This window comes from Paenibacillus sp. FSL H8-0260 (assembly GCF_045040625.1).
GTDB lineage: Bacteria > Bacillota > Bacilli > Paenibacillales > Paenibacillaceae > Paenibacillus_AQ > Paenibacillus_AQ odorifer.
The window spans coordinates 4954412-4977662 of the sequence record NZ_CP150298.1 but is presented as its reverse complement, the minus strand read 5'-3'; the positions used below and the strand labels follow the sequence as shown (position 1 = coordinate 4977662).

Annotated in this window: 16 protein-coding genes; all 16 read left to right on the top strand. The window is 41.8% G+C overall.

Annotated elements, in window-relative coordinates:
• Positions 1-858: 858 nt before the first annotated feature.
• The 16 genes from MHI51_RS22220 to MHI51_RS22145 all read left to right on the top strand — a co-directional run bounded on the left by MHI51_RS22220 (position 859) and on the right by MHI51_RS22145 (position 23225).
• The gene (locus MHI51_RS22220) at positions 859-2652 is read left to right on the top strand and encodes a sensor histidine kinase (RefSeq protein ID WP_076193077.1); all 1794 of its coding nucleotides are present in this window, start codon (positions 859-861) and stop codon (positions 2650-2652) included.
• A gap of 19 nt (positions 2653-2671) precedes the next feature.
• Entirely contained in the window at positions 2672-4000 is a 1329-nt protein-coding gene (locus MHI51_RS22215) for a response regulator (protein ID WP_076278165.1), read from the top strand.
• Between the two features lie 210 nt (positions 4001-4210).
• Positions 4211-5038: a carbohydrate ABC transporter permease gene (locus tag MHI51_RS22210; protein ID WP_370510708.1), complete on the top strand. Its 828-nt coding sequence runs from the start codon at positions 4211-4213 to the stop codon at positions 5036-5038.
• Between the two features lies 1 nt (position 5039).
• Positions 5040-5912 carry a carbohydrate ABC transporter permease gene (locus tag MHI51_RS22205; RefSeq protein WP_036682930.1) on the top strand — a complete coding sequence of 291 codons (873 nt, stop codon included), beginning with the start codon at positions 5040-5042 and terminating at the stop codon, positions 5910-5912.
• A 132-nt stretch (positions 5913-6044) separates the two neighbouring features.
• Complete coding sequence (locus tag MHI51_RS22200; RefSeq protein WP_076129626.1) at positions 6045-7511, top strand: ABC transporter substrate-binding protein; 1467 nt, start codon at positions 6045-6047, stop codon at positions 7509-7511.
• A gap of 408 nt (positions 7512-7919) precedes the next feature.
• The gene (adhE, locus tag MHI51_RS22195; RefSeq protein WP_036682925.1) at positions 7920-10541 is read left to right on the top strand and encodes a bifunctional acetaldehyde-CoA/alcohol dehydrogenase; all 2622 of its coding nucleotides are present in this window, start codon (positions 7920-7922) and stop codon (positions 10539-10541) included.
• Positions 10542-10795: 254 nt separating this feature from the next.
• On the top strand, positions 10796-13057 hold the full coding sequence (pflB, locus tag MHI51_RS22190) for a formate C-acetyltransferase (RefSeq protein WP_076218917.1): 2262 nt from the start codon (positions 10796-10798) through the stop codon (positions 13055-13057).
• 217 nt (positions 13058-13274) lie between these two features.
• Positions 13275-14012, top strand: coding sequence for a pyruvate formate-lyase-activating protein (gene pflA / locus MHI51_RS22185; protein WP_036682920.1), 738 nt, complete (start codon positions 13275-13277; stop codon positions 14010-14012).
• Positions 14013-14451: 439 nt separating this feature from the next.
• Positions 14452-15858: an extracellular solute-binding protein gene (locus MHI51_RS22180; RefSeq protein WP_076129628.1), complete on the top strand. Its 1407-nt coding sequence runs from the start codon at positions 14452-14454 to the stop codon at positions 15856-15858.
• Between the two features lie 128 nt (positions 15859-15986).
• The gene (locus MHI51_RS22175) at positions 15987-16871 is read left to right on the top strand and encodes a carbohydrate ABC transporter permease (RefSeq protein ID WP_036682917.1); all 885 of its coding nucleotides are present in this window, start codon (positions 15987-15989) and stop codon (positions 16869-16871) included.
• Positions 16871-17701 carry a carbohydrate ABC transporter permease gene (locus tag MHI51_RS22170; RefSeq protein WP_036682912.1) on the top strand — a complete coding sequence of 277 codons (831 nt, stop codon included), beginning with the start codon at positions 16871-16873 and terminating at the stop codon, positions 17699-17701. The genes MHI51_RS22175 and MHI51_RS22170 overlap by 1 nt, the downstream gene beginning before the upstream one ends.
• A 28-nt stretch (positions 17702-17729) precedes the next feature.
• Positions 17730-19583: a sensor histidine kinase gene (locus MHI51_RS22165; protein WP_076278166.1), complete on the top strand. Its 1854-nt coding sequence runs from the start codon at positions 17730-17732 to the stop codon at positions 19581-19583.
• Positions 19561-20352 carry a response regulator gene (locus MHI51_RS22160; protein WP_076278167.1) on the top strand — a complete coding sequence of 264 codons (792 nt, stop codon included), beginning with the start codon at positions 19561-19563 and terminating at the stop codon, positions 20350-20352. The genes MHI51_RS22165 and MHI51_RS22160 overlap by 23 nt, the downstream gene beginning before the upstream one ends.
• Before the next feature lie 406 nt (positions 20353-20758).
• Positions 20759-21016 carry a hypothetical protein gene (locus tag MHI51_RS22155; protein ID WP_341003404.1) on the top strand — a complete coding sequence of 86 codons (258 nt, stop codon included), beginning with the start codon at positions 20759-20761 and terminating at the stop codon, positions 21014-21016.
• A gap of 253 nt (positions 21017-21269) precedes the next feature.
• Positions 21270-22247 (top strand): sugar ABC transporter permease, encoded by a 978-nt coding sequence (locus MHI51_RS22150; protein ID WP_235219484.1) that lies wholly within the window; start codon positions 21270-21272, stop codon positions 22245-22247.
• A gap of 15 nt (positions 22248-22262) precedes the next feature.
• On the top strand, positions 22263-23225 hold the full coding sequence (locus MHI51_RS22145; protein WP_235219483.1) for a carbohydrate ABC transporter permease: 963 nt from the start codon (positions 22263-22265) through the stop codon (positions 23223-23225).
• Positions 23226-23251: the final 26 nt, after the last annotated feature.

Here is a 23251-nt window from a genome sequence, read left to right as displayed (position 1 = left end):
TAAGTAGCTGAGCTGCAAATTAAGTCATTCAGATAGTTAGTCTTAAGCTCAGACGGTGATCGGACCCCATAGTCGCTATTAGCCGTATATTAAGTCATTCAGAACGTTAGTCAAAAGCTCGGACAGTGTATCGGACCTCATAGTCTCTATAAGTAATAATTCGGCTCATTTGTGATCCTATCGGACTCCATAGCCGCTATTGGCTCGAAAAGCCCGCGTATCGCGCATGTTTGGAACGAATAACGCCTCTGGAGTCCGAACCTCCCCGTAAAAGCCAAAAATCAGCCCAATAGCTGCATCTGAGTCCGATCGCTCATCGAGAAAAGAGTGTGTGTGGGAATGCAAAACGCCGAATAAGTAGTAAGTCGCACATCAAGCAATCCAACGCACAATAAGCACCACCATCGCACATCAAGTAATCCAGACGCCCAACAACAAAGCACATCCAAGTATTGAAGTACTTGAGTATTCAAGTGTTCAAGAACATACATCGCACTTCTTCCATATAGAGATCATTCCTCCTAGCCCCACGCAGTGATCTTTACGCCGCCCTCCCTTTTTCTGTTTGCGGTTTTTAGAAAGGGAGGAAGATCATGGAGAGGAAATTTGGAACTGGAGGAGCGGAAGCGTCCGCCTTTGTCTCCGGATTTTATCCGCCAGTAGCGGTATAAATCAAAAAATCTGGAGACAACAGCGGCCGGAAGTCCAAAGTTTCCTCGTAATGACCCCATGACTCCCTCTCTCACAAATTCGCCCAACAGAAAAAACTACATACAAATGAACATAAAAAACTTTAAAATAAACATATGTAAGCGTTTATCACTTTGATATAGTTATTGAACCCGGAGGTGTATCTCGATGTTGTCTAGGCTGATTAGGCCGATTTTGAAGCTAAACGTCAAACAACAGCTTATCCTGCTGTTTCTGATTATGATCTCGCCGATTCTGTTTTTGAACATTTACGGGAATATGAAGGCTGAGCAAATTCTGAAGCGCCATGTGACGAATGCTTATGTAGAGCTGAACAAGCAAAACTTCACCATTATTAACCGAGATATCGATACCGTAAATAAAATTACTACCACTGTAATTCAAAATCCTCTGATTCAACAGATTAATATGACGGGTTCGGATACCATTCTGGAGCGGGTTAAACGTTATGAGACGATAGAGAAGCTGTTGGTCAGTTACTCGCAGGGAGCGGAGCGTGGGGACGGCATCTATTATTCCCTTTATATATACGATCCCGAGGATTATTATTTTTTTGCACCCAATTTCCCACAGGTTAAGAAGGCGGGGGTATATTTCTTTTCTAAAGCGGAAGAGCCCTATTGGTTCGAGGAGGTTGTCCAGAAAAAGGGCCGCGGATCTCTAAAATTTACAGGGAAGCTAAGTGCACAAGCAGAAAACTTGAAGACTCTTACCTATATGAGAGCTGTCAATAACATCTCCAGAAAAGCTGAGACCATTGGGGTTTTAGTCATTACCAAAATGGACGCAAAAATCGGAGAATCCCTTAAATCCATATCGTTGCCTGATGGTGATATTTACTTAACAGATCTGGATAATCGTGTACTCGCTTCTACTACGAATAATACTGGTGAGATCATTACGCTGCCGGAGACGGTCGTTGCTGAGGATTTGGAGGGAACCGTGGATGTTATTACCTCGGATTTTATTTATGTGGTCAATAATAACCATGCCTTAGGACAGAAGCTAGTCTACAAAATCGCCGTAAAAGCGCTGCTGCAGCAACAAAACGAAATGAAAAGTGTGATTCAATACATAACTGTGGCCTATGCTGTTTTTGGATTAATCATGATTACTTATTTCTGGCGTTCATTAATGACGCCTTTGCAAAAGTTAGCTTTTTTCGTCCGGAAGTTTGAGCCAGGCAATCGTGTCCCTGAGACGCCAAAAAGAGGGAGTAACGATGAGGTCAGTGTGCTGATTGGATCTACCTATGACATGGCCCGCAGGCTAAATGGACTAATTACTTATAAATACCAGATGGAGCTAAAACAGAAGGAATCACAGCTTCAACTGCTCTATCAGCAGATCAATCCGCATTTGCTCTACAACACTTTGGAGAGTATTTACTGGAAAAGCTCGCTGGAAGGTAACGTTGAATCCGCCGAGATGATCAAGGAATTATCCAAGCTTATGAAGATTAGCCTCAGTCGGGGAAGGGAGCTGATTAGCCTTGAAGAAGAGCTGGAGCATGCAACGGCCTACATCAAGCTGCAGCAGCACCGGTATGATTATATATTTCGTGTAGTAATGGAGATTCATCCAGATACGAAAAGAAATCTAATTCCTAAAATTACCCTGCAGCCGTTAATTGAGAATGCTATTATTCATGGTGTCAAAAATATGGGCGAGGATGGGGAAATCATCATTAGCGCAGTTTGTGTGGACGATACCGTCGAGATCACTATTGAAGATAATGGCTATAAGACTGTTGATTATCAGGCCATCGAAGCTGTGCTGAATGACGACAGTCCAAATCCGGCCAGCGGTTACGGGATTCGCAACATTAACCAGCGTATTCATTTACACTTCGGCTCTGATTATGGCATCAGCTATACCCCTCGTAAAGAGGGCGGTACATTGGTGACGGTTAAGCTTCCGAAATCAGAGAATCAGGACTAAGGAAGGGGAGCATACAGATATGTTCAATATATTAGTTGTGGATGACGAACCCTTGATTTGTAAAGGGCTGAGCAATTTATTAGCTTCTTCGGGGTTAAACATAGACCATATTTATACAGCAAACAGTGGTTTTGAAGCGCTGGACTGCATTCGGATGGAGGAAATAGACCTGCTCGTTACTGATATTCAGATGGGTGCAATGAGCGGGATTGATCTAATGCAGCATGCAAAATTGGCCAAACCCTGGGTACAGACCATCGTGATTTCTGCACACGAGACGTTTCAATATGCGCAAATGGCCGTTAGGCTTGGAGCGAAGGATTATTTGATCAAACCTTTGAATAGTGAGCAATTTCTGGATTCGGTGCGAAATGTGCTGCTTAAGATGGGGAAACCATCACCAGAATTGGATATTTTCATGTCAGGAATTAACGAAAGCTTTCGGCTGGAAGAGCCGCTTCCGGAATACAGCAAGTTATTGAATGAGCTGCTCATTGAGCCTGAAGGTGTACTGTGTGATGCAGAATGCTTGCAAAAGCTGGATAACCTGAAGCTGCAAGGGCCGTATTTTTCCGTCTTAAAAATTAAGGTACCTCTGGCTGGAACGAATCAGGAGAAGCACTACACCCTGCGGGACAGACGGCTTCTTTGTTATGCCGCGCTGAATATCGCCAAAGAGCTGATGGATCAGGAGTGGAACTCGACAGCCTTTTACGCAGAGGATGAAGAGATTACGATCATTATTCAGTGGGATGAAAAAAGCTATGAAGATTCGTCTGCCAGCCAAATTAATAGGCTAGATATCCTTGGCCGTAGTCTTCATTTTAATATTCAAAAATATCTGCACTTAAATGCAGTTATCGGCATCAGCCAGATTCTCAAGGGTCTTTCTTTTATGGCTGTATTGAACCGTCAAGCCTCCAAAGCCATTCTCTGGAATAAAGAACACAATGACCATTATGTGTTTTACTACGGGGATTTTAATTGGAACAGCTACACAACCGATCCTTCAGTAGAAGAGCTTCATACACGCAGCAATCTGATTGTAGAGAAAGCGAGAGAGTATATTGACGAGAACTATGCGCAAAAAGGATTAACCATCCATGAAGTGGCTAAGAAAAACCATGTCAGCCCCAATTATTTGAGCTATCTGTTTAAGAAAAATACAGGTTACAACCTGTGGGAATATGTAATTAAGCTGCGGATGGAAGAAAGCCGGGAGATGATTTTGAACACAGATCTTCGCAGATACGAAATCGCCGAGCGTGTAGGTTATGAATCACCGGAGCATTTTAGTAAAATTTTCAAAAAATATTATGGGATTAGCCCCAGTGAATTGAAGAAGTAAAAACACATACTACTTCGGTAGATTTAGACATGTTCAGTACAACCCTCATTTTCTACAATTTAAGGTAGGAAGCATTTTGCGAAAAATGCTGAAAGAAAAATGGAATGAGGGAGCCTGATGAATCAAACCGCAGTTGTATCCGAAAATCCGCCGGCGCTGAAGGGTACACCTTACAAGCAAAACCGCTGGAAGAAAAACTTTTGGGGATATATGTTCCTCGTACCTGCTGTGATTATTTTTGTAATGTTCTTGTGGGTGCCAATTTTTAAAGGCTTGTTGTACAGCTTCTACCATGTTGATTTTGTAAAAGGGAATAGCTTTGTTGGCTTTGAGAACTATGCTAGAGCCCTTAGTGATCCGGATGTTTTGACCGCGTTAAAAAATACAGGGTATTACATGCTTCTATGTCTTATTATCGGGTTCTGGGTTCCGATTGCTTTTGCTATTATGATCTCGGAGCTGAGAAGGTTCGGGGGCTTTGTGCGGGTAGCGGCTTACCTACCTTTTGTAATGCCTGGTGTGGTGCTATATGGACTCTGGAGATGGCTTTATGATCCTGTGGGCCCAATCAATGCAGTGTTAAGCTCGCTTGGTGTGGACCAGGTTGCCTTCCTGACAGATACAAGGTGGTCGATGATTTCCCTTGTTTTTATGGAGACGTGGCAGCAGTTTGGATCAGGGATGTTAATATACTTGGCTGCTGTACTCAGCATTCCGCGGGATTGGTATGAAGCAGCTGAGATTGATGGGGCGGGTGTGTGGGCACGTATAAAGTACATCACATTGCCTTCGCTACGTAATTTGATCATTTTGATGTTTATATTACAGATTATCGGGACTTCACAAGGGTATCAGTCACAAATGGCGCTGCTTGATGGTGGGCCGAATAATACTACGCTTACCTATGCGCTGCTGATCGTAAAATATGCTTTTACGCGACTCGATTATGGAACAGCGACTGCGCTTGGCATGCTAATGTTCATAGTCCTAGGTGGTTTGGGCATTTTACAGTTCAAGCTTAACAAGGAGGACAACTAAGATGAAGAGCGCAGATAGAGGGATTCTCTCAGAACATGATTTGAAAAAAACAAGCAATAAGATCGTTTATGGCTTGATGTGCGTGGTTATTTTGATTATGGTGTTTAGCATGCTGTATCCGATCTGTATGACGTTATTTAACGGACTGAAATCGAATCAAGAGGTGAACTCATTCCCACCGCATTTTTTCCCGCAGGAATGGCACTTCAGCAACCTTAAAGAAGCGATGAACTACATTGATCTGCTGATGTTCCTTAAGAACACTATTTATATTTTTGTGGGGAATATGGTCGTGACACTAGTCGTATTGGGAATGTCTGCTTTCAGCATTTCTCGTATGAATGTTCCTTACAGAAAGGCAATTTATTTCTTTTTCCTGATGACATTATTTATTCCGGCGACCAGCTACATGATTCCCAACTTTGTCAATCTAAAAGAGCTTGGATTACTGAATCAGTACGCTGCCTTTTGGCTGCCGGCTGGTGCGAATACATTCTATTTTCTACTCTTAAAGAACTTTTTTGATGGGATACATCCTGAAATTTTTGAAGCCGCGCGGATTGACGGCTCCTCTGAGCCGAGAAGCTTTTTCTCCATTGCAGTGCCATTGTCGGTTCCGATATTTGCTACGCTGGCGATCTTTATCTTTTCTACTGCATGGAATGACTGGTTCTGGCCATCTCTGGTTATGCACAGTGAAGAGAAATATACGCTCGCGACAGCAATCTATAAATACGTTATTAATGTAAAGGCACTTAATACGAATATTAAATTCGCTATCCTATTTATCGTATCGTTGCCGCCGATCCTTGTCTTCCTGATCTTCCAAAAGTTCATTATGCGTGGTGTCGCATTATCAGCAGTTAAGGGATAAGCGCGGATCGACGAATTTAGTCACGGATCGTAAACATGCACATGAAAGGAATATAAATGCACCTCGTTTGTAAACGATTTCTCTTTTATGATCGATATGTAAGATAACTATGAATTGAAAAGGGGAGTTTCAATGCGTAAGTACTCTAGCGTGCTACTAAGCCTCCTTGTGGCCGGATCATTGTTAACCGCATGCGGCGGTAACAACAATAACGGAAACACAACAGGAAACAAGGAAGGGGAAGCGACTACTGCGCCAACGAATGCTGCAACAGATAATGCTGGCAGTGCTACAGCAGCGCCAACTGATGATATCACACAAAGAAAAGTGACCATCAAAATTCACTATCCAACCCCTGACCTAACCGAAGTTAGAGCACAGGAAGATGACAAGATCAAACGTTTCCAAGAGGAGTATCCGAATGTTGAAATCGTCAAAGACGATTGGCAGTACAATGTAAGTGAAATCGGCATCAAAATGGCAGCGAATGAAGCTCCAACCTTCTTTAACACTTACGCTACAGAAGCAAAATTTCTTGTTGAAAAAGGCTGGGTAGCTGACATTACGGATCTGTGGAATAAATACGAATTTAAGGATCAAATTAACCCGGTTCTCCAAAACCAATTTATCATTGACGGAAAAGTATTCGGCGTAACTCAAAAGGGTTATGTAACAACCACAATGATCAACAAAAAAATGCTGGATGAAAAAGGCGTTGCTGTTCCATCTATGGATTGGACTTGGGATGATATGCTGAATACCGCGAAAGGCGTAGCTGATACCAAAAAAGGGATTTCCGGTATTGCTCCAATGGGTAAAGGGAATGAAGCTGGCTGGAACTGGACCAACTTCCTGTTCGAAGCTGGCGGTGAAATTCAGAAGATTGAAGGCGGTAAGGTTGTAGCTACTTTTAATTCTGAGGCTGGGATTAAAGCGCTGGATTTCTACAAGAAACTTAGATGGGAAGCAAACGCGATTCCTCAGGACTGGGCACTGGGCTGGGGCGATGCTGTAGGCGCATTCCAACAAAGTCGTACAGCAATGGTAATGGCTGGATCTGACGGTGTTATTGAGCAAGCGTTGAATCAAGGCGGTCTGAAACCAGAAGATGTACTTACGTATCCAATGCCTGCGATGGAAAAAGGCGGAAAACACACTGGGGTACTTGGTGGTGACTACCTTGTAATCAATCCAAATGCAACACCAGACGAGCAAGAAATGGCATTCCGTTATATTACATTTGATTACTTCTCCGATAAAGGTCTAGAAGCACTGGATGCGGTTCTGCAACAACGTACAACGGATGGCAAATACTTTATTCCGCCGCTCTTAGATTACTATTCTGCAGATTCTGACTTCGGCAAGAAAACAAAAGCTGTGTATGATAAATATACAAATGTATATCAATACAGCCCTGATATTTTAGGCTTGCTGGACGGTAAACCGGAAGCGCAATACAATACACAGGACTACTACGCAACCATGTCCAATGTAATTCAAGAGCTGTTCTCCAAAAAGGGAACAGATTCCAAGACACAGCTTGAAGCTGCTGCCAAAACAGTGCAAGAGAAATTTTTCGATACAATTAAAGTAGAATAGGCAAGGAAGGACAGAACCGGCTCCTTTAGGAGTCGGTTTTTTTATGTTTATATTATTGATATTTTTATAAATCAACCCAACGGATGGCTCCCGACTATTTTTTAGAGGGTCATGGGAAAAATAGAGTGTCAACAAAATTAGATTTGCATTTTTAAAATATTTTTGCGAGCGGAAAGGTAGAAAATGGGTATCGGTTCTTGTCTTTTTAAACATAAACTTTAGATTTAAGGAATAATACAGCATAAATAATGGTAAAACACCTATAATATGATCGAATGAAAGCGCTTTGAAAACAAATCAAAAAAACTTTATACTTTGTGAAAGATTTCACTATACAAGGTGGAAATGATGTGATAAGATAAATGTGTAGAGAAAAACAACCTAAAAATTGACAGGAGGACGAGGGAGATGGCAGTTAAGAACGAAGTCGCCGCCCAAGTTAAACAAACTACCGCTGAAGAGTATATTCAGACTTTGGTGGATAAAGCGAAAAAAGCACATGAGGCATTCATGGCGCTGGATCAAGAGCAAGTTGACACAATCGTTCATGCAATGGCGTTGGCTGGACTCGACAAACATATGTACCTCGCTAAATTGGCTGTAGAAGAAACTGGCCGCGGGGTTTACGAAGACAAAATTACTAAAAACATCTTCTCGACAGAATATATCTGGCACGGAATTAAATACGATAAAACAGTAGGCGTTATTGAAGACAATGCTTATGAAAGCTTCCAAAAAATTGCTGAGCCCGTCGGAATTGTAATGGGTATCACACCGGTAACCAACCCTACATCCACCACGATGTTTAAAGCGTTGATTTCGATTAAGACACGGAACCCTATTATATTCGGTTTCCACCCATCTGCGCAAGAGTGTAGTGCAGCAGCTGCTAGAATTCTTCATGATGCGGCTGTAAAAGCTGGCGCACCTGAGAATTGTATCCAATGGATTGAAATGCCAACGATGGACAAAACAAACGCTTTGATGAATAACCCTGACGTTGCACTTATTCTTGCAACTGGCGGTTCTGCAATGGTAAAAGCAGCTTATAGCTGTGGTAAACCAGCTCTTGGCGTAGGTCCTGGTAACGTACCTGCATTCATCGAAAAGAGCGCGGATATCGATCAAGCCGTAACGGACATCATTCTTTCCAAAACATTTGATAATGGTATGATCTGCGCTTCCGAGCAAGCTGTTATTATCGAAGAACCAATCTTCGATCAAGTGAAAAAGAAAATGATCGCTAATGGCTGCTACTTTGTTAACAAAGAAGAAGCTGCCAAACTTACTAGCGGCGCTATGAACGTTGATAAATGTGCGGTTAATCCAGCAATCGTTGGACAATCCGCAGTGAAAATTGCTGAAATGTGCGGCATTCAAGTTCCTGCCGGCACTAAGATTCTGGTAGCAGAACTTGAAGGTGTAGGCACTAAATATCCATTGTCCGCTGAAAAATTGAGTCCTGTGCTTGCTTGCTACAAAGTTAAAAACGCAGATCAAGGTATTGAACGCGCAGCACAAGTTGTTGAATTTGGTGGTATGGGCCATAGTTCGGCTATCCACTCCAACAATGAAGAAGTAATCATGAAGTTCTCCAACCGTCTGCAAACAGGACGTATTCTCGTTAACTCGCCTTCCACTCATGGTGCGATCGGCGATATCTATAACACTAACATCCCTTCGTTGACGCTGGGCTGCGGATCTTATGGTCGTAACTCCGTGTCGCAAAACGTTACAGCAATTAATTTGATCAACGTGAAAAGGGTGAATCGTCGTACCGTGAATATGCAATGGTTTAAAGTACCTGACAAGATCTATTTCGAAAAAGGCGCTACTCAGTACCTAACCAAAATGCCTGATATCACACGTGTCGCAATTATCACTGACCCAATGATGGTTAAGCTTGGATATGTTGAGAGAGTTGAACATTACCTGCGTCAACGCCAAACTCCTGTAGCGATCGAAGTGTTCTCGGAAGTTGAACCAGATCCATCGACAACTACAGTTGAAAAAGGTACAGCAATGATGAACAGATTCCAACCGGACTGCATCATCGCACTTGGTGGTGGTTCCCCAATGGATGCTGCAAAAGGAATGTGGTTATTCTATGAACATCCAGACGCTGACTTTAACGGTCTGAAACAAAAATTCATGGATATCCGTAAACGGGTTTACAAATTCCCTAAACTTGGAAACAAAGCTAAGTTTGTAGCGATTCCAACTACTTCGGGTACAGGTTCGGAAGTAACATCTTTTGCAGTTATTACCGATAAAACAACTGAACAACACACTAAATATCCTTTGGCTGACTACGAGCTAACTCCAGACGTAGCTATCATTGATCCAGAGTTCGTATATAGCTTGCCAAAAACTGCTGTAGCTGATACGGGTATGGACGTATTGACACATGCCATCGAAGCTTATGTATCTGTTATGGCGAGTGACTACACGGATGGTCTGGCAATTAAAGCAATCCAATTGGTATTCCAATACCTTGAAAAATCGGCTCTTGAAGGCGACAGAGTTGCCCGTGAAAAAATGCATAACGCATCAACACTTGCTGGTATGGCCTTTGCTAATGCTTTCCTGGGTATTAACCACAGCTTGGCGCATAAATGGGGCGGTCAATATCACACTGCTCACGGTCGTACTAATGCGATCCTTATGCCACACGTTATTCGTTACAATGCTAAGAAACCTACGAAGTTCGCTTCGTTCCCTAAATATTCACACTTCGTAGCTGACGAGCGTTATGCAGAAATCGCCCGTATTCTGGGATTGCCAGCTCGCACAACTGAAGAAGGTGTAACTAGCCTGATCAATGCTATTCGCGACATGAACAAAAAACTGGGTATCGAAGAATCCTTCCAACAATTGGGCTTTGATCCTAAGGATTTTGAATCCCATGTAGATTACTTGGCTGACCGTGCATTTGAAGATCAATGTACAACTGCCAATCCTAAGCTGCCACTGGTATCTGAACTTGCAGATGTATATCGTAATGCTTTCTACGGAAGATTTGATAATTAATATTTGGTTAAGTAGATAATAGGATGGTTGTGGATTAGATATAAGTGACAAATATCACCGGAAAGGTGATATTTGTCACAGTCTATTTATAGAAAATAAACTAAAATGTTTATATAAACAACGGTCCCATATATGGAACAATGATTGTGAATTTTCGAACAACCATATTTTTCTTGGGATCACGAGACACGGGATCAACCTTCAAGCCCGCGATCTCTACAAATATAATATAAATATAGATGGAGGGATTTAGCATGTCGGTGATTGAAAAAGATGTACAAGAAGTGAAATCCGGTTGGAGAAGTTTTACAAAAGGTAAATGGTCCAGAAAAGTTGACGTTAACAACTTTATCGCAAGCAACATTAAGCCTTATGAAGGAAACGAAGAATTCCTCGTAGGACCTACTAGTAACACAACTGAACTGTGGAAGATTATTTCCCAATTGAGCAAGGAAGAAAGAGAAAGAGGCGGCGTATGGGATGTTTCCCTAGATACTGTCTCCACAATCACTTCACATGCTCCAGGCTACATTGACAAGGACAAGGAACAAATTGTAGGCGTACAGACTGATGCTCCTTTCAAACGTTCCATCCAGCCATTCGGCGGGATCAAGATGATGGTTGATGCTACGAAGGCTTATGGCTTCGAGCTTCCGCAAAACATCGTTGACATGTTTACGAACATTCGCAAAACGCATAACCAAGGCGTATTTGATGCATATACACCAGACATGAGAGCTGTGCGTAAATCCGGCGTAATTACAGGTCTTCCTGATGCTTACGGCCGCGGACGCATCATCGGCGACTACCGCCGCATTGCTCTGTACGGTATTGATTTCCTCATTAAAGACAAAAAACAACAACAAACTGAGCTTGAAGTAGATTCCATGACTGAAGATATCATTCGTTTGCGTGAAGAGCTGTCCGAACAAATTCGTGCACTTGGCGAATTGAAAGAAATGGCAGCTGCTCATGGTATGGATATTTCCAGACCGGCGACCAACTTCAAAGAAGCTACTCAATGGGTATACTTCGGATATCTGGCAGCAGTTAAAGAGCAAAATGGTGCGGCGATGTCCCTGGGCCGTGTGTCCTCTTTCCTGGACATCTATGCAGAACGCGATATTGCTGAAGGCACTTTGACTGAAGAACAAGTACAAGAAATCGTCGATCATTTCGTAATGAAACTGCGTATCGTGAAATTCTTGCGTACACCTGACTATAATGATCTGTTCTCCGGCGACCCAACATGGGTAACTGAATCCATCGGTGGTATGGCTGAAGACGGAACAACTCGTGTTACTAAGAACAGCTTCCGTTTCTTGAACACCCTGTACAACTTGGGTCCAGCTCCGGAACCAAACTTAACTGTACTGTGGTCCGAAAAATTGCCTGAAGCCTTCAAAAAATATTGTGCTAAGGTTTCCATCGAAACTAGTGCAATTCAGTATGAAAATGACGATGTAATGCGTCCATACTGGGGTGAAGATTATGCGATTGCTTGCTGCGTATCTCCAATGCGTATCGGTAAACAAATGCAGTTCTTCGGTGCTCGTGCCAACCTGGCAAAAGCATTACTGTATGCTATCAATGGTGGTGTGGATGAAAAATCCGGAGCACAAGTTGGACCGGAATTCCCAGCGATCACTTCTGAATATCTGGATTATGACGAAGTAATGAAACGTTTCAAACCGATGATGGAGTGGTTGGCTAAGACTTATGTTAACACTTTGAACATCATTCACTATATGCATGACAAATATTCTTACGAACGTATCGAAATGGCGCTGCATGACCGTGACATTCTGCGTACGATGGCTTGTGGTATTGCTGGGCTGTCCGTTGCAGCTGACTCACTAAGCGCAATTAAATACGCCAAAGTAAAACCTATTCGTAACGAACAAGGTATTGCGATCGATTTCGAAACCGAAGGCGAATTCCCTTGCTACGGTAACAATGACGATGCTGTTGACAGCATCGCAGTAGAATTGGTTGAAACCTTCATGACTATGATCCGTAAAAACAAAACATATCGTGATTCTGTGCCGACTCAATCGGTACTGACCATTACTTCGAATGTAGTGTACGGTAAGAAGACAGGTACTACACCTGACGGACGTAAGAAAGGTGAACCTTTCGCACCAGGTGCTAACCCAATGCACGGACGTGACAAGAAAGGTGCCTTGGCTTCCCTGAACTCTGTAGCTAAACTGCCTTACTCCGATGCACAAGATGGTATCTCTAATACGTTCTCCATCGTACCTAAGGCACTTGGTAAAGACGAGGATTCCCGTAAGTCTAACCTGGTACACATGATGGATGGATACTTCCATAACAACGCTCAGCATTTGAATGTTAACGTATTTAACCGTGAACAGCTGATGGACGCTATGGAGCACCCAGAGAACTATCCACAATTGACTATCCGTGTATCCGGTTATGCAGTTAACTTCATCAAGCTGACTCGTGAACAACAAATGGATGTAATCAACCGTACATTCCACGGTTCGATGTAATTTGTTCCTGTCATGAAGATCTTTGAATTAGTACTACTATTGAAATAATTGCAAGGAAGATACCGCCCTTGTCTCAAGGGCGGTAATATCTTGTTTAAGAATTGTTAAAATTTTAAATTTTATTGCCGCGATATAGGGATATGACAGTCTCAAGGACAGGGATCTTCATCGTTGAAAAAGGGACTGTTAGTCTGGCGTGGCGAAAGGATGACATCCTATGATTAAAGGTCGCATACATTCTTTGGAAACCTTTGGAACCGTTGATGGACCTGGTATTCGATTTGTCTTATTTATGCAAGGCTGCTTGCTGAAATGTCAGTATTGCCATAACCCTGATACCTGGGCTTTAGATGAAGGTAAAGAAATGACTCTAGAAGAAGTGCTTTCGGAAATCGAGCCATATATAAACTATTATCGTTCATCCGGTGGCGGGTTAACTGTATCCGGTGGAGAACCAACCTTGCAGGCGCAATTTGTAAAGCAGTTATTCACGGAAGTGAAGAAGCGTTGGAATTTGCACACCACATTAGACAGTAATGGTTACAACGAAGGTGACAAGATTAATGACTTATTGGATGTAACAGATTTGGTTATGCTTGATCTGAAGCATATTGATGAAGAAGCGCATATCAAATTAACCGGTAAATCCAATGATCGAACTTTGAAGCTTGCACGCTGGCTCTCAGACCATAATCGTAAGATGTGGATCCGACATGTATATGTTCCTGGTATTCATGATCGTGAAGAGGATCTCATTAACTTAGGTCGTTATATTGGAACCTTAAATGGCGTCGAGAAATTCGAAATCTTACCTTATCATCAGATGGGTATCTATAAATGGGAAATGCTCGGCAAGGCTTATGAACTGGATGGAGTACCTTCTCCAACAGAAGAAGAAGTGCAACGGGCATATCGCTTGGTCGAAGAAGGTCGTAAGCAAACGGCATTGGTATAATAGATATCTATTTTTTAGAGAGACCGTACCCTCAGTGGTTGATCATCACTGAAGGTGCGGTTTTTTGTTATGAGGAAGTAAAAAGGGAGGGGTTAAATCTCCTCTGAGGGGGAATTTTATATTATTCCTAATAAAGACATGCTATAGTTACACGTGGTTTATGGGGTAGATAATAAATGAATATGTCAGGTAATATGACTAATTTGATATTTTAATTAAATGTTTTTAAAGAAAAACAAACTTTTGTGATGAGAAAAAGAAATGAATGAAGCGATTTAACATTTTTATGTTATAAAATATAACTTATCATGTAGTTGATTCCGCTTACATTAGAGATTTTTATCCCTATAGTGGATGAATCTTAACCTTACGATAATGAAGTCTGTTTTCTATAATAAGAAGTGTAAAGCACATCAATATATAGGGAGGGTCACAAGAAATGAAAAAAAGTATGACTTTGCTATTGTCCCTGATTTTCGTATCATCAGCTTTACTGACTGGTTGCGGAGGCAACAACAATGCGTCTTCTAACAAAGGAGATGGAAACGCTACCGCGACTAACTCAGCCGCTACAAATGCTCCAGCAACAGAAGAACCGGTAAATAACGAGCCATTTGAAATGACGATTCGTCACACTCAAATCGGTGCAGACAAGCAGAAACGTCTGGCTATTCTCGAAGAAGTAGTTAACAAAGTACAAGAGGATGTACCGGGTCTGACCTTTAAACTCGATGGGGTAGATTCAGATGTAAACCGTAAAGAAAAATTGCGTGGTGAAATGGCTGCGGGTAATCCACCGGAAATCTTCGATCTGTTCGGTAGCCCTGACTCCAAGATCTATGCTAAAGAAGGTAAATTACTTGACCTGACTCCAATCCTTGAGGAACTTGGAATTAAGGATAAATTCTCAAATCTAGATCCTTTCACTTATGAAGGAAAAATCTATGGATTGCCAATCGGTGGTTCTGGTGAAGGTTTCTTCTATAACAAAGAATACTATACAAGCAAGGGCTGGAAGGCTCCAACAACATTTGCTGAATTGGAACAACAATTGGCTGATATCAAGGCTGATGGAAAAGTACCTTTGGCTGGTGCATCCAAAGCTGGTTGGGTACCACTTATGTTAGCTAACCACCTGTGGTCACGTTATGCAGGTCCGGATGTAACTGCTAAATTTGCAACAGGCGAAGCTAAATGGTCTGATCCAAATGTAGTAAAAGGATTTGCGAAATACAAAGAATGGGTTGATAAAGGATACTTCAAAAAAGGCGAACTTGGCTTTGAATATGCTGAATACACAACACAATTCACTAGTGGTGAAGCGATCCTGCTGTATGATGGTACTTGGAAATCTTCCGTATTTAAAACGGGCCAATCTGGCGAAGGTTTGATCGGTAAAGTTGGATTCTTCAACATCCCAGCAGTTGAAGGCGGAGCGGGTGACCAAACTGCATTGATGCGCGATGTGAACAATGGTTATGGTTTCTCTGCATCTGCTGAGAAAGATCCACGTCAATTGGCTGCTGTGAAATCTTTTATTAAAAACTTATTTAATGAAGAAATGCAATTGCGCGGACTTGTTGAAGATGGTGTATTGCCAGCAATGAAGATTGACCAAAACGTATTGAATGAGAATATTACTGATGATCTGATGAGCGAAATCGTAGGTGTACTTAACAACTCACAATCTTCGTTCCCAGCATTTGACTCTCTTGTTCAAGCTGATGTAACTACAGAAATCAGTAACATTCAAATTCAAAAACTGATTGGCGATCAGACGACTCCTGAGAAAATGGGCGAAGCTTTGCAAAAGGTACAAGAAGAAGCAAACGCAGCAGTTGAATAAATAGCTGCAAACTGAATGTACCCTGGTGCTAAATCCAGGGTACATTTTTAAAATCAAAGAAAATATGTGTTTGCACTTGATCTGAAGCATTCACTATTCGCCAGATGTCAAAGCAACCGGAGGTAGTCATGAATAAAGCATTAAGAAATCCAGTGGTGTTTTTCCTTTTCGTTCTTCCAGCATTGATATTGTTCACGATGTTTTTCATTTACCCCATTTTTAGCTCTATTTATTACAGCTTTACTAGTTGGAACGGTGTATCGGAGACGGTTAAATCAGCCGGATTAAGTAATTATGAGAAAGCACTAGGAGATGAACGATTCTGGATATCCGTTAAAAACAACGGTTGGTTTATTCTTTTCTCCGTATGTATACAGGTACCGTTGATCGTATTCTTCTCGTTATTGATTTCTAATGTGAAGAAGTTAAAGGGCTTATATAAGACAGCAGTCTTTATGCCTTCCATTATGTCTACAGCGGTTATCGGTATTCTCTGGGGGTTTATCTATGAGCCCAACATTGGACTTTTTAATAAGCTCCTTAGTCTAGTAGGAATTAATCCTATTTACTGGCTGTCAGATGAAAGATTTGCAATGCTTTCTATTTTGTTGACGAACGCTTGGCAGTGGACTGGATTTTATATCGTTATGGTCCTAGCGGCGATTCTAGCTATTCCTGGTGAATTGGATGAAGCTGCAGCCATTGACGGCGCAACTGGATTTCAACGCGCTACTCGTATCACGCTCCCACTAATCGTACCGATCATCTCGGTTGTAATTATGCTATCCATTGCTGGAGCAATGAAAGCTGCGGATATCGTCATCGTTATGACTAAGGGGGGACCTGCAGGTTCAACCGATGTAATGGCAACTTACATGATTAAATATGCGATCACGAACTTTAAGTATGGATACGGAAATGCCATCGCTGTCCTGATCTTTGCATTTACACTGGTGGTTACAGTCCTTTATCAGCTGCTGATTGCACGTCGTACAGAAAGGATTGAATACTGATGCCACGCGCCCTGAAAAAGAGTCTGCCACATATTGCCCTTTTATTCTATTTGTTAGTGATCCTGTTTCCTTTCCTATTCGTATTATTCTCATCTGTGAAAAAGGATAATAATGAGATTGCGCTTAATCCTTTTGGCATCCCAAAGGAATTCGTCTTCAATAACTACGTGGAGGCTTGGGTAAATGCCAAGATTAGTACTTACTTTTTCAACAGTTTGTACATTTCGATCCTTGCCTCTGTAGTGTCCATTCTGCTTGCGTCTATGTTTGCTTTTGCGGTTACGCGGATGCGTCAGGGGAAATGGAATACTATTTTGTTCTCACTGGTTTTAGTAGGAATGCTCATCCCGAATAATGCTTTAATGCTACCGATTTATACGATCGTACGTAAGTTAGGAATACTGAACACCCACTGGGCGTTGATCATTCCTTATATCGCCAATGCGATTCCATTTACCATCATTATTTTAGCAGCATTTATGCGAAATTTACCTAGAGAAATAGAAGAAGCTGCGGTCATGGATGGCTTGAAGGCACCGGGTATCTTTGCTAGAATTATTGTACCTCTAACGGTTCCGGCTATGGTTACGGTATTCATTGTTAATTTCCTGGGAAATTGGAACGAGTTCTTGCTAGCTAACTACTTCCTGTCGAATGACGAGCTGCGAACGCTTCCAGTAGGTATGGTCCAATTCCGTGATCAATACCAGATGAACTATGCACAAATGTCAGCCGGTATCGTCTTCAGCGTACTGCCGGTAATAATCATTTATGCAATTCTTCAGGAGAAGATTATTGAAGGTGTAACAGCGGGTGGCGTAAAAGGATAACCTTATTCTCAGTCAGGAGCACTAGCCGATGAATTTGCGCTATAAATTATTTACGGCATTTTTGGGCCTGATTATCATTCCTTTATTTATTCTAGGCATGCTTATGTTTTTTGTGACTTATAATTCTATTGAGAAAAAGTACAGCCAGCAGTCGGAATACTCACTTAAAGCGATTAGTTACAGTATTTCTAATGTATTAAAAGATATGGATAACGTTACAGACAACGGAATTGCTACCTCGGTGTTTCATATGGCCCTTAGTGCAGATGATCCTAACAACCAGGATTTGACTGATGCTGAGCAACTGAATCTGAATGCGAGCCAGCGCAATTTCCGTAGTCTGTTGTTTAATCATCCATCGATCAGTTATGCATTTTTGTACAATTTTAACGGTAGAGGTAACTCTGAAATCGTGTCGCTTTTTAACAAGGAAAATTTCCGAACGCTACCCTATGATACATTCAAAAAAAGTGATCTGTACCAGGAAGTTATGGACTTAAATGGTGTGCCGAAATGGCTGGCTCCTCACGAGTATCCCGAGCTTACGGGTACTGAACCTGTGTTTACACAAATTCGGCTAGTGAAGGAATTGAGCTTCTTTCAGAACATAGGTATCCTAGTTGTGCAGATCAAGAATTGGGAGTTCGAATCCATATTTCGCAATTTAAAAATTGGGGATAGCAATCAGGATGTTTCCTTTATGCTTGTAAATGATGATGGAATGATTCTTTTTGACCCAGATCAAAAGCTGGATGGACAGGACTTCCAGTCTTTCGCGGATAAAGAAATTACCTTTAAAAAAGGGTTTCAGAGTTTCAAAACAGAGTACAACGGGGAGAAAAGCATTCTTTCCATGTATCATTTGAAGGACTATCCATGGAGTCTGGTATCTGTGACTTCTTGGGATACGTTGTCTCACGAAGTTACAGTATTTGCTCGCTGGTTCGTCGCTGTGATTTTCCTTTGCTTATTGGCAGCTGTGATCTTCAATTTATTTTTTATGAACCGGATTACCGGCGGTATCGCTGTCATAGTTCGTTTTATGCGCCGGGTTGAAGACGGAGATCTGACCACTAGGGTAGAAGTTAAAGGAAATGATGAGTTAACGCTGCTTGCTAAGGGTTTTAATGATCTTATGGATAAAATCAATGGGTTGTTTAACAGAATTCATGTGGAGCAGCGTCGCAAGAATCAAGCTGAGATGCGTGTTCTGCAGGCACAGATTAAACCACATTTTTTATTCAATACATTAGAATCAATCAATGTTCTCGCTATACAGAATGAAGGCAAAAAAGTTAGTGAGATGGTCTACAGGCTGGCCAGTATTTTGCGAATTAGCATTCAGGATCGGGAAGAGATTACGCTGGATGAAGAAGTTAAACATTTGCGCAATTATTTGGATATACAAAAATTCCGCTTTGAAGATTTGTTTGAATATGAGATCGATATTCCGAGTGAATTGATGAGTTGCGGTATTCTTAAACTCACTTTACAACCGCTTGTAGAGAACAGCATTCAACATGGATTTGAGGGCATTGATTACAAAGGTCATGTTTCTGTGAAGGTTTGGGAGAAGCAGGGGGATTTGATTTTACGTATTGAAGATAATGGTATTGGTATTACACCGTCTCAGTTAGCTATTTTTCAATATATTGTGAATGATCCTGTGGAGCAAGAAGTTAAGGCTGAACGGGATAACCGGATGAATCTTGAACGCAGAGGTCTTGGTATTCGCAGTGTAGCAGATCGCATCCGCATTGAATACGGTGACAGGTACGGAATATTTATCTGTTCTAGTCCAGGTCATGGTACTATTATCCAATGTGTCATACCTAAATACGAGCAGGGGGAAGATCATTATGCTAAAAGTATTATTGGTTGATGACGAAGCCCCAATTCTGAATAATCTGAACAGGGTGTTGCCTTGGCAGGAGATGGGGATGGAGGTTGTCGGTATGGCGCGAAGCGGGATGGATGCTTTGCGTATTGCCGAGGAGAAACAGCCTGATCTTGTGTTATGTGACATCCGTATGCCAGTGATGGACGGGTTAACTTTTATCGGTAAGTTGCGGGAGATGGGATTGGATAGTGAGGTGCTGCTTCTTACCGGGTATCAGGAGTTTGATTATGCGCGGGAAGCGATTCGGCTAGGTGTTAAAGAGTATATTTGTAAGCCGATACATTATGAAGAGCTTGGGAATAAGGTACGGGAGATTGGGGCTAAGATCCGTAGTAAGCAGTTTAAGAATAAACTGTATAATAGCATTCCAATTTTTCAGGAAATCCCTGAAGGTGATGATGATTCTGGCAAAAAAACACCGGATCAGCTGATGAACCAAGCAGCTAAGTACATCACAGAACATCTCCATTCAGATATTGGGATTGAGGAAGTGGCGAATAAGATCGGGATTAGTGGCAGTTATTTCTGTCTCTTGTTTAAGAATCGTTTTGCTATGACTTTCGTGGAATACGTGACCCTACAACGAATTGAAGCTGCGAAGTTTATGCTAACTAACAGTGATAAGAGTATTACGATGATTGGCTCGGGAGTTGGCTATCAGGAGCGGCGTTATTTTACCAAGGTATTTCAGAAGCAGACAGGTATGTCGCCTAAGGAGTATCGCGACCGATGCCGGACCGAAGTGCAGTAAGGTCGGCTGCTGAGTGGTGAGGTTAGCGTCGCTGCAAGGAATGTTTGTTGCTGAGTGGTGAGGTTAGCGTCGCTCCAAGGAATGTTTGGACTTCCGGTCGCTGTTATCCTCAGATTTCTTGATTAGAAACCGCTATTAGCGGTTGAAATCCGAGGATAAAGGCGAACGCTACGCTCCTACAGTTCCAAACTTCCTTTCCGTTCCTTCTCCCTCACCCCTCTTCGTAGTAGTATAGGGGCCGTCCCACACCTGCGGATGTGGGCCTCTCTGGGAACACAAGGACTGATTGCCTAGTTAATCTAAGGCAGAAATTATCAACCAGCCCTTGGCTGTGATGAAGAGAAAAAGATTATCAACCAGCCCTTAGCTGTGATGAAGAGAATAGATTATCAACCAGCCCTTGGCTGTGATGAAGAGAAAAGATTATCAACCAGCCCTTGGCTGTGATGAAGAGAAAAAGATTATCAACCAGCCCTTGGCTGTGATGAAGAGAAAAGATTATCAACCAGCCCTTGGCTGTGATGAAGAGAAAAAGATTATCAACCAGCCCTTAGCTGTGATGAAGAGAATAGATTATCAACCAGCCCTTGGCTGTGATGAAGAGAAAAGATTATCAACCAGCCTTGGCTGTGATGAAGAGAAAAGATTATCAACCAGCCTTTAGCTGTGATAAATGCGATTAAGGTACATAAGCTATGATTAATTAAATTTTTTGCCTCTATTAGAGGCTGAAGAGATGGTTTTCCTCGATTTTCGAGGATAATCGTCTCTTTTTTTATAGAAATATAATATGTTCCCTATACTCCCATAAATTATCATATGTTTTAATTAAAGTGTAAGGAGGATACACAAAACGTTAGGCAAGCAAGAGTAATTGGGGCTTAAGAATGGGATGATGGAGAATGGGGGAACCAAAAATGAGTGTGACGAATCCTTCCGTCAGCTTGTCAGAAGTAAAGAAACCAGGCAGGGGAAGAACGCCGAATTTTCTTAGAGTAATGAAGAAATATTGGGTGTTCTATTTGATGATGTTACCTGCGATAGTGATTCTAATCATCAATAATTACATACCGATGTTAGGGACGGTAATTGCATTTAAGGATATCAATTACCAAAAAGGGATTCTGGGTAGTGATTGGGTCGGGTTAGCGAACTTCAAATATTTAATCTCGACGGAGACGGCCTGGATCATTACGAGGAATACGTTATTGTATAATACAGCGTTTATTATACTGACGCTATTTTTTTCGCTGGCTTTCGCAATTATGTTTAACGAAATGCGCAGCAGATGGCTATCGAAATTCCATCAAAGCGCTATGTTTCTCCCTTATTTTCTCTCTTGGGTCGTCGTAAGTTACTTAGTATACGGCTTTCTGAGTGCAGAGCATGGGTTCATGAACAAGACATTACTCCCGTTCTTTGGGGTAGATCCTATCGAATGGTATTCACAGTCCAAATATTGGCCTGGGATTCTAGTAATCGTGAAGATATGGAAAGAGATTGGGTATACAACGGTTATTTATATGGCCGCTATTATTGGAATAGATAATGAATATTATGAGGCTGCACTAATTGATGGAGCTTCTAAATGGAAGCAGATTCGAAAAATCACACTGCCGCTAATCAGCCCAGTTATTATAGTAATGACGCTGCTGCAGATAGGCAGGATTTTTAACGCAGACTTCGGATTATTCTTTCAGGTTACAAGAAATGCAGGAGCGTTATACTCAACGACGCAGGTTATCGACACATATGTATATCAAACCTTCCTCGCAATCGGTGATATAGGAATGTCTTCAGCCGCGGGTCTCGTTCAATCTGTTGTAGGATTTCTATTGATTTTCTTAGCGAATCTAGCAGTGCGGCGAATCAGTAAAGATGATGCTTTATTCTAAAGGGAGGTGGGAGTGTTGAGCCAGACAGAAACAGCAATAGGGTCGTCACGTCGTACAGGAAAGCGCACAAAACGGCAAAGACAACCCAATGAAATATCTAATATATCTAATTTGCTAATTAATATATTCTTTTGGATATACACAGCGATTTGTGTGGTGCCGCTGATCCTCGTAGTTATTGTATCGTTTTCGGACGAGAATTCCGTTATCCAGAACGGCTACAGCTTTTTTCCTAACAAGTGGGATATTTCTTCTTATGAATTTCTGTTAAAAGATTATTGGCAAATTATCGATGCAGCTTCCGTTTCGTTATTTGTGACTGTGGTGGGCACGATTCTGAGTCTTATCATTATGGCTATGTACGCTTACCCTATCTCACGTGGAGATTTTCCACATCGTAATTTCTTCTCATTTTTTATGTTTTTTACAATGTTGTTTAATGGGGGCCTTGTGCCTTGGTATCTGGTCTACACGCGAATGATGCATATGAAGGATACGTTATGGATTCTAATTATGCCGCTGCTGGTTTCTGCTTTCTTTGTTATCATCTTACGGACCTTTTTTGCCAATACCATACCGCCAGCTTTAATCGAATCTGCTAAGATCGATGGGGCACCAGAATTCCGGATCTTCGTTCAAATTATTTTGCCTTTGTCTATGCCAGTGTTAGCTACAGTAGGTTTGTTTCAGACCTTGGCCTATTGGAATGATTGGTACCTTAGTTTGATCTTTATCTCACCCGAAGGTCATGTCAATTTACAATACCTAATGTATAAGACGATGCTGAATGTTCAATTCCTGACAGCAAGTCCTCAGGCGATGGCTGCCTTGGCTGCACAGGGTGTAGAAATCAATATTCCAACAGAAACGGTAAGAATGGCGATGGCTGTTATTGGTATCGGACCTATCGTGTTTGTATATTCCTTCTTCCAGAAGTATTTTATTAAAGGGCTTACCGTGGGTGCTGTCAAAGGTTAAGGACGATTGTAATGGCTTAATTCGGC

Excerpts from the sequence above, each read along its gene's own strand:
- MHI51_RS22150 (WP_235219484.1), top strand. The coding sequence starts at position 21,270 with ATGAGTGTGACGAATCCTTCCGTCAGCTTGTCAGAAGTAAAGAAACCA.
- MHI51_RS22165 (WP_076278166.1), top strand. The coding sequence starts at position 17,730 with ATGAATTTGCGCTATAAATTATTTACGGCATTTTTGGGCCTGATTATC.
- MHI51_RS22205 (WP_036682930.1), top strand. The coding sequence starts at position 5,040 with ATGAAGAGCGCAGATAGAGGGATTCTCTCAGAACATGATTTGAAAAAA.
- pflA (WP_036682920.1), top strand. The coding sequence starts at position 13,275 with ATGATTAAAGGTCGCATACATTCTTTGGAAACCTTTGGAACCGTTGAT.
- MHI51_RS22215 (WP_076278165.1), top strand. The coding sequence starts at position 2,672 with ATGTTCAATATATTAGTTGTGGATGACGAACCCTTGATTTGTAAAGGG.
- adhE (WP_036682925.1), top strand. The coding sequence starts at position 7,920 with ATGGCAGTTAAGAACGAAGTCGCCGCCCAAGTTAAACAAACTACCGCT.
- MHI51_RS22180 (WP_076129628.1), top strand. The coding sequence starts at position 14,452 with ATGAAAAAAAGTATGACTTTGCTATTGTCCCTGATTTTCGTATCATCA.
- pflB (WP_076218917.1), top strand. The coding sequence starts at position 10,796 with ATGTCGGTGATTGAAAAAGATGTACAAGAAGTGAAATCCGGTTGGAGA.
- MHI51_RS22175 (WP_036682917.1), top strand. The coding sequence starts at position 15,987 with ATGAATAAAGCATTAAGAAATCCAGTGGTGTTTTTCCTTTTCGTTCTT.
- MHI51_RS22220 (WP_076193077.1), top strand. The coding sequence starts at position 859 with ATGTTGTCTAGGCTGATTAGGCCGATTTTGAAGCTAAACGTCAAACAA.
- MHI51_RS22210 (WP_370510708.1), top strand. The coding sequence starts at position 4,211 with ATGTTCCTCGTACCTGCTGTGATTATTTTTGTAATGTTCTTGTGGGTG.
- MHI51_RS22160 (WP_076278167.1), top strand. The coding sequence starts at position 19,561 with ATGCTAAAAGTATTATTGGTTGATGACGAAGCCCCAATTCTGAATAAT.
- MHI51_RS22170 (WP_036682912.1), top strand. The coding sequence starts at position 16,871 with ATGCCACGCGCCCTGAAAAAGAGTCTGCCACATATTGCCCTTTTATTC.
- MHI51_RS22200 (WP_076129626.1), top strand. The coding sequence starts at position 6,045 with ATGCGTAAGTACTCTAGCGTGCTACTAAGCCTCCTTGTGGCCGGATCA.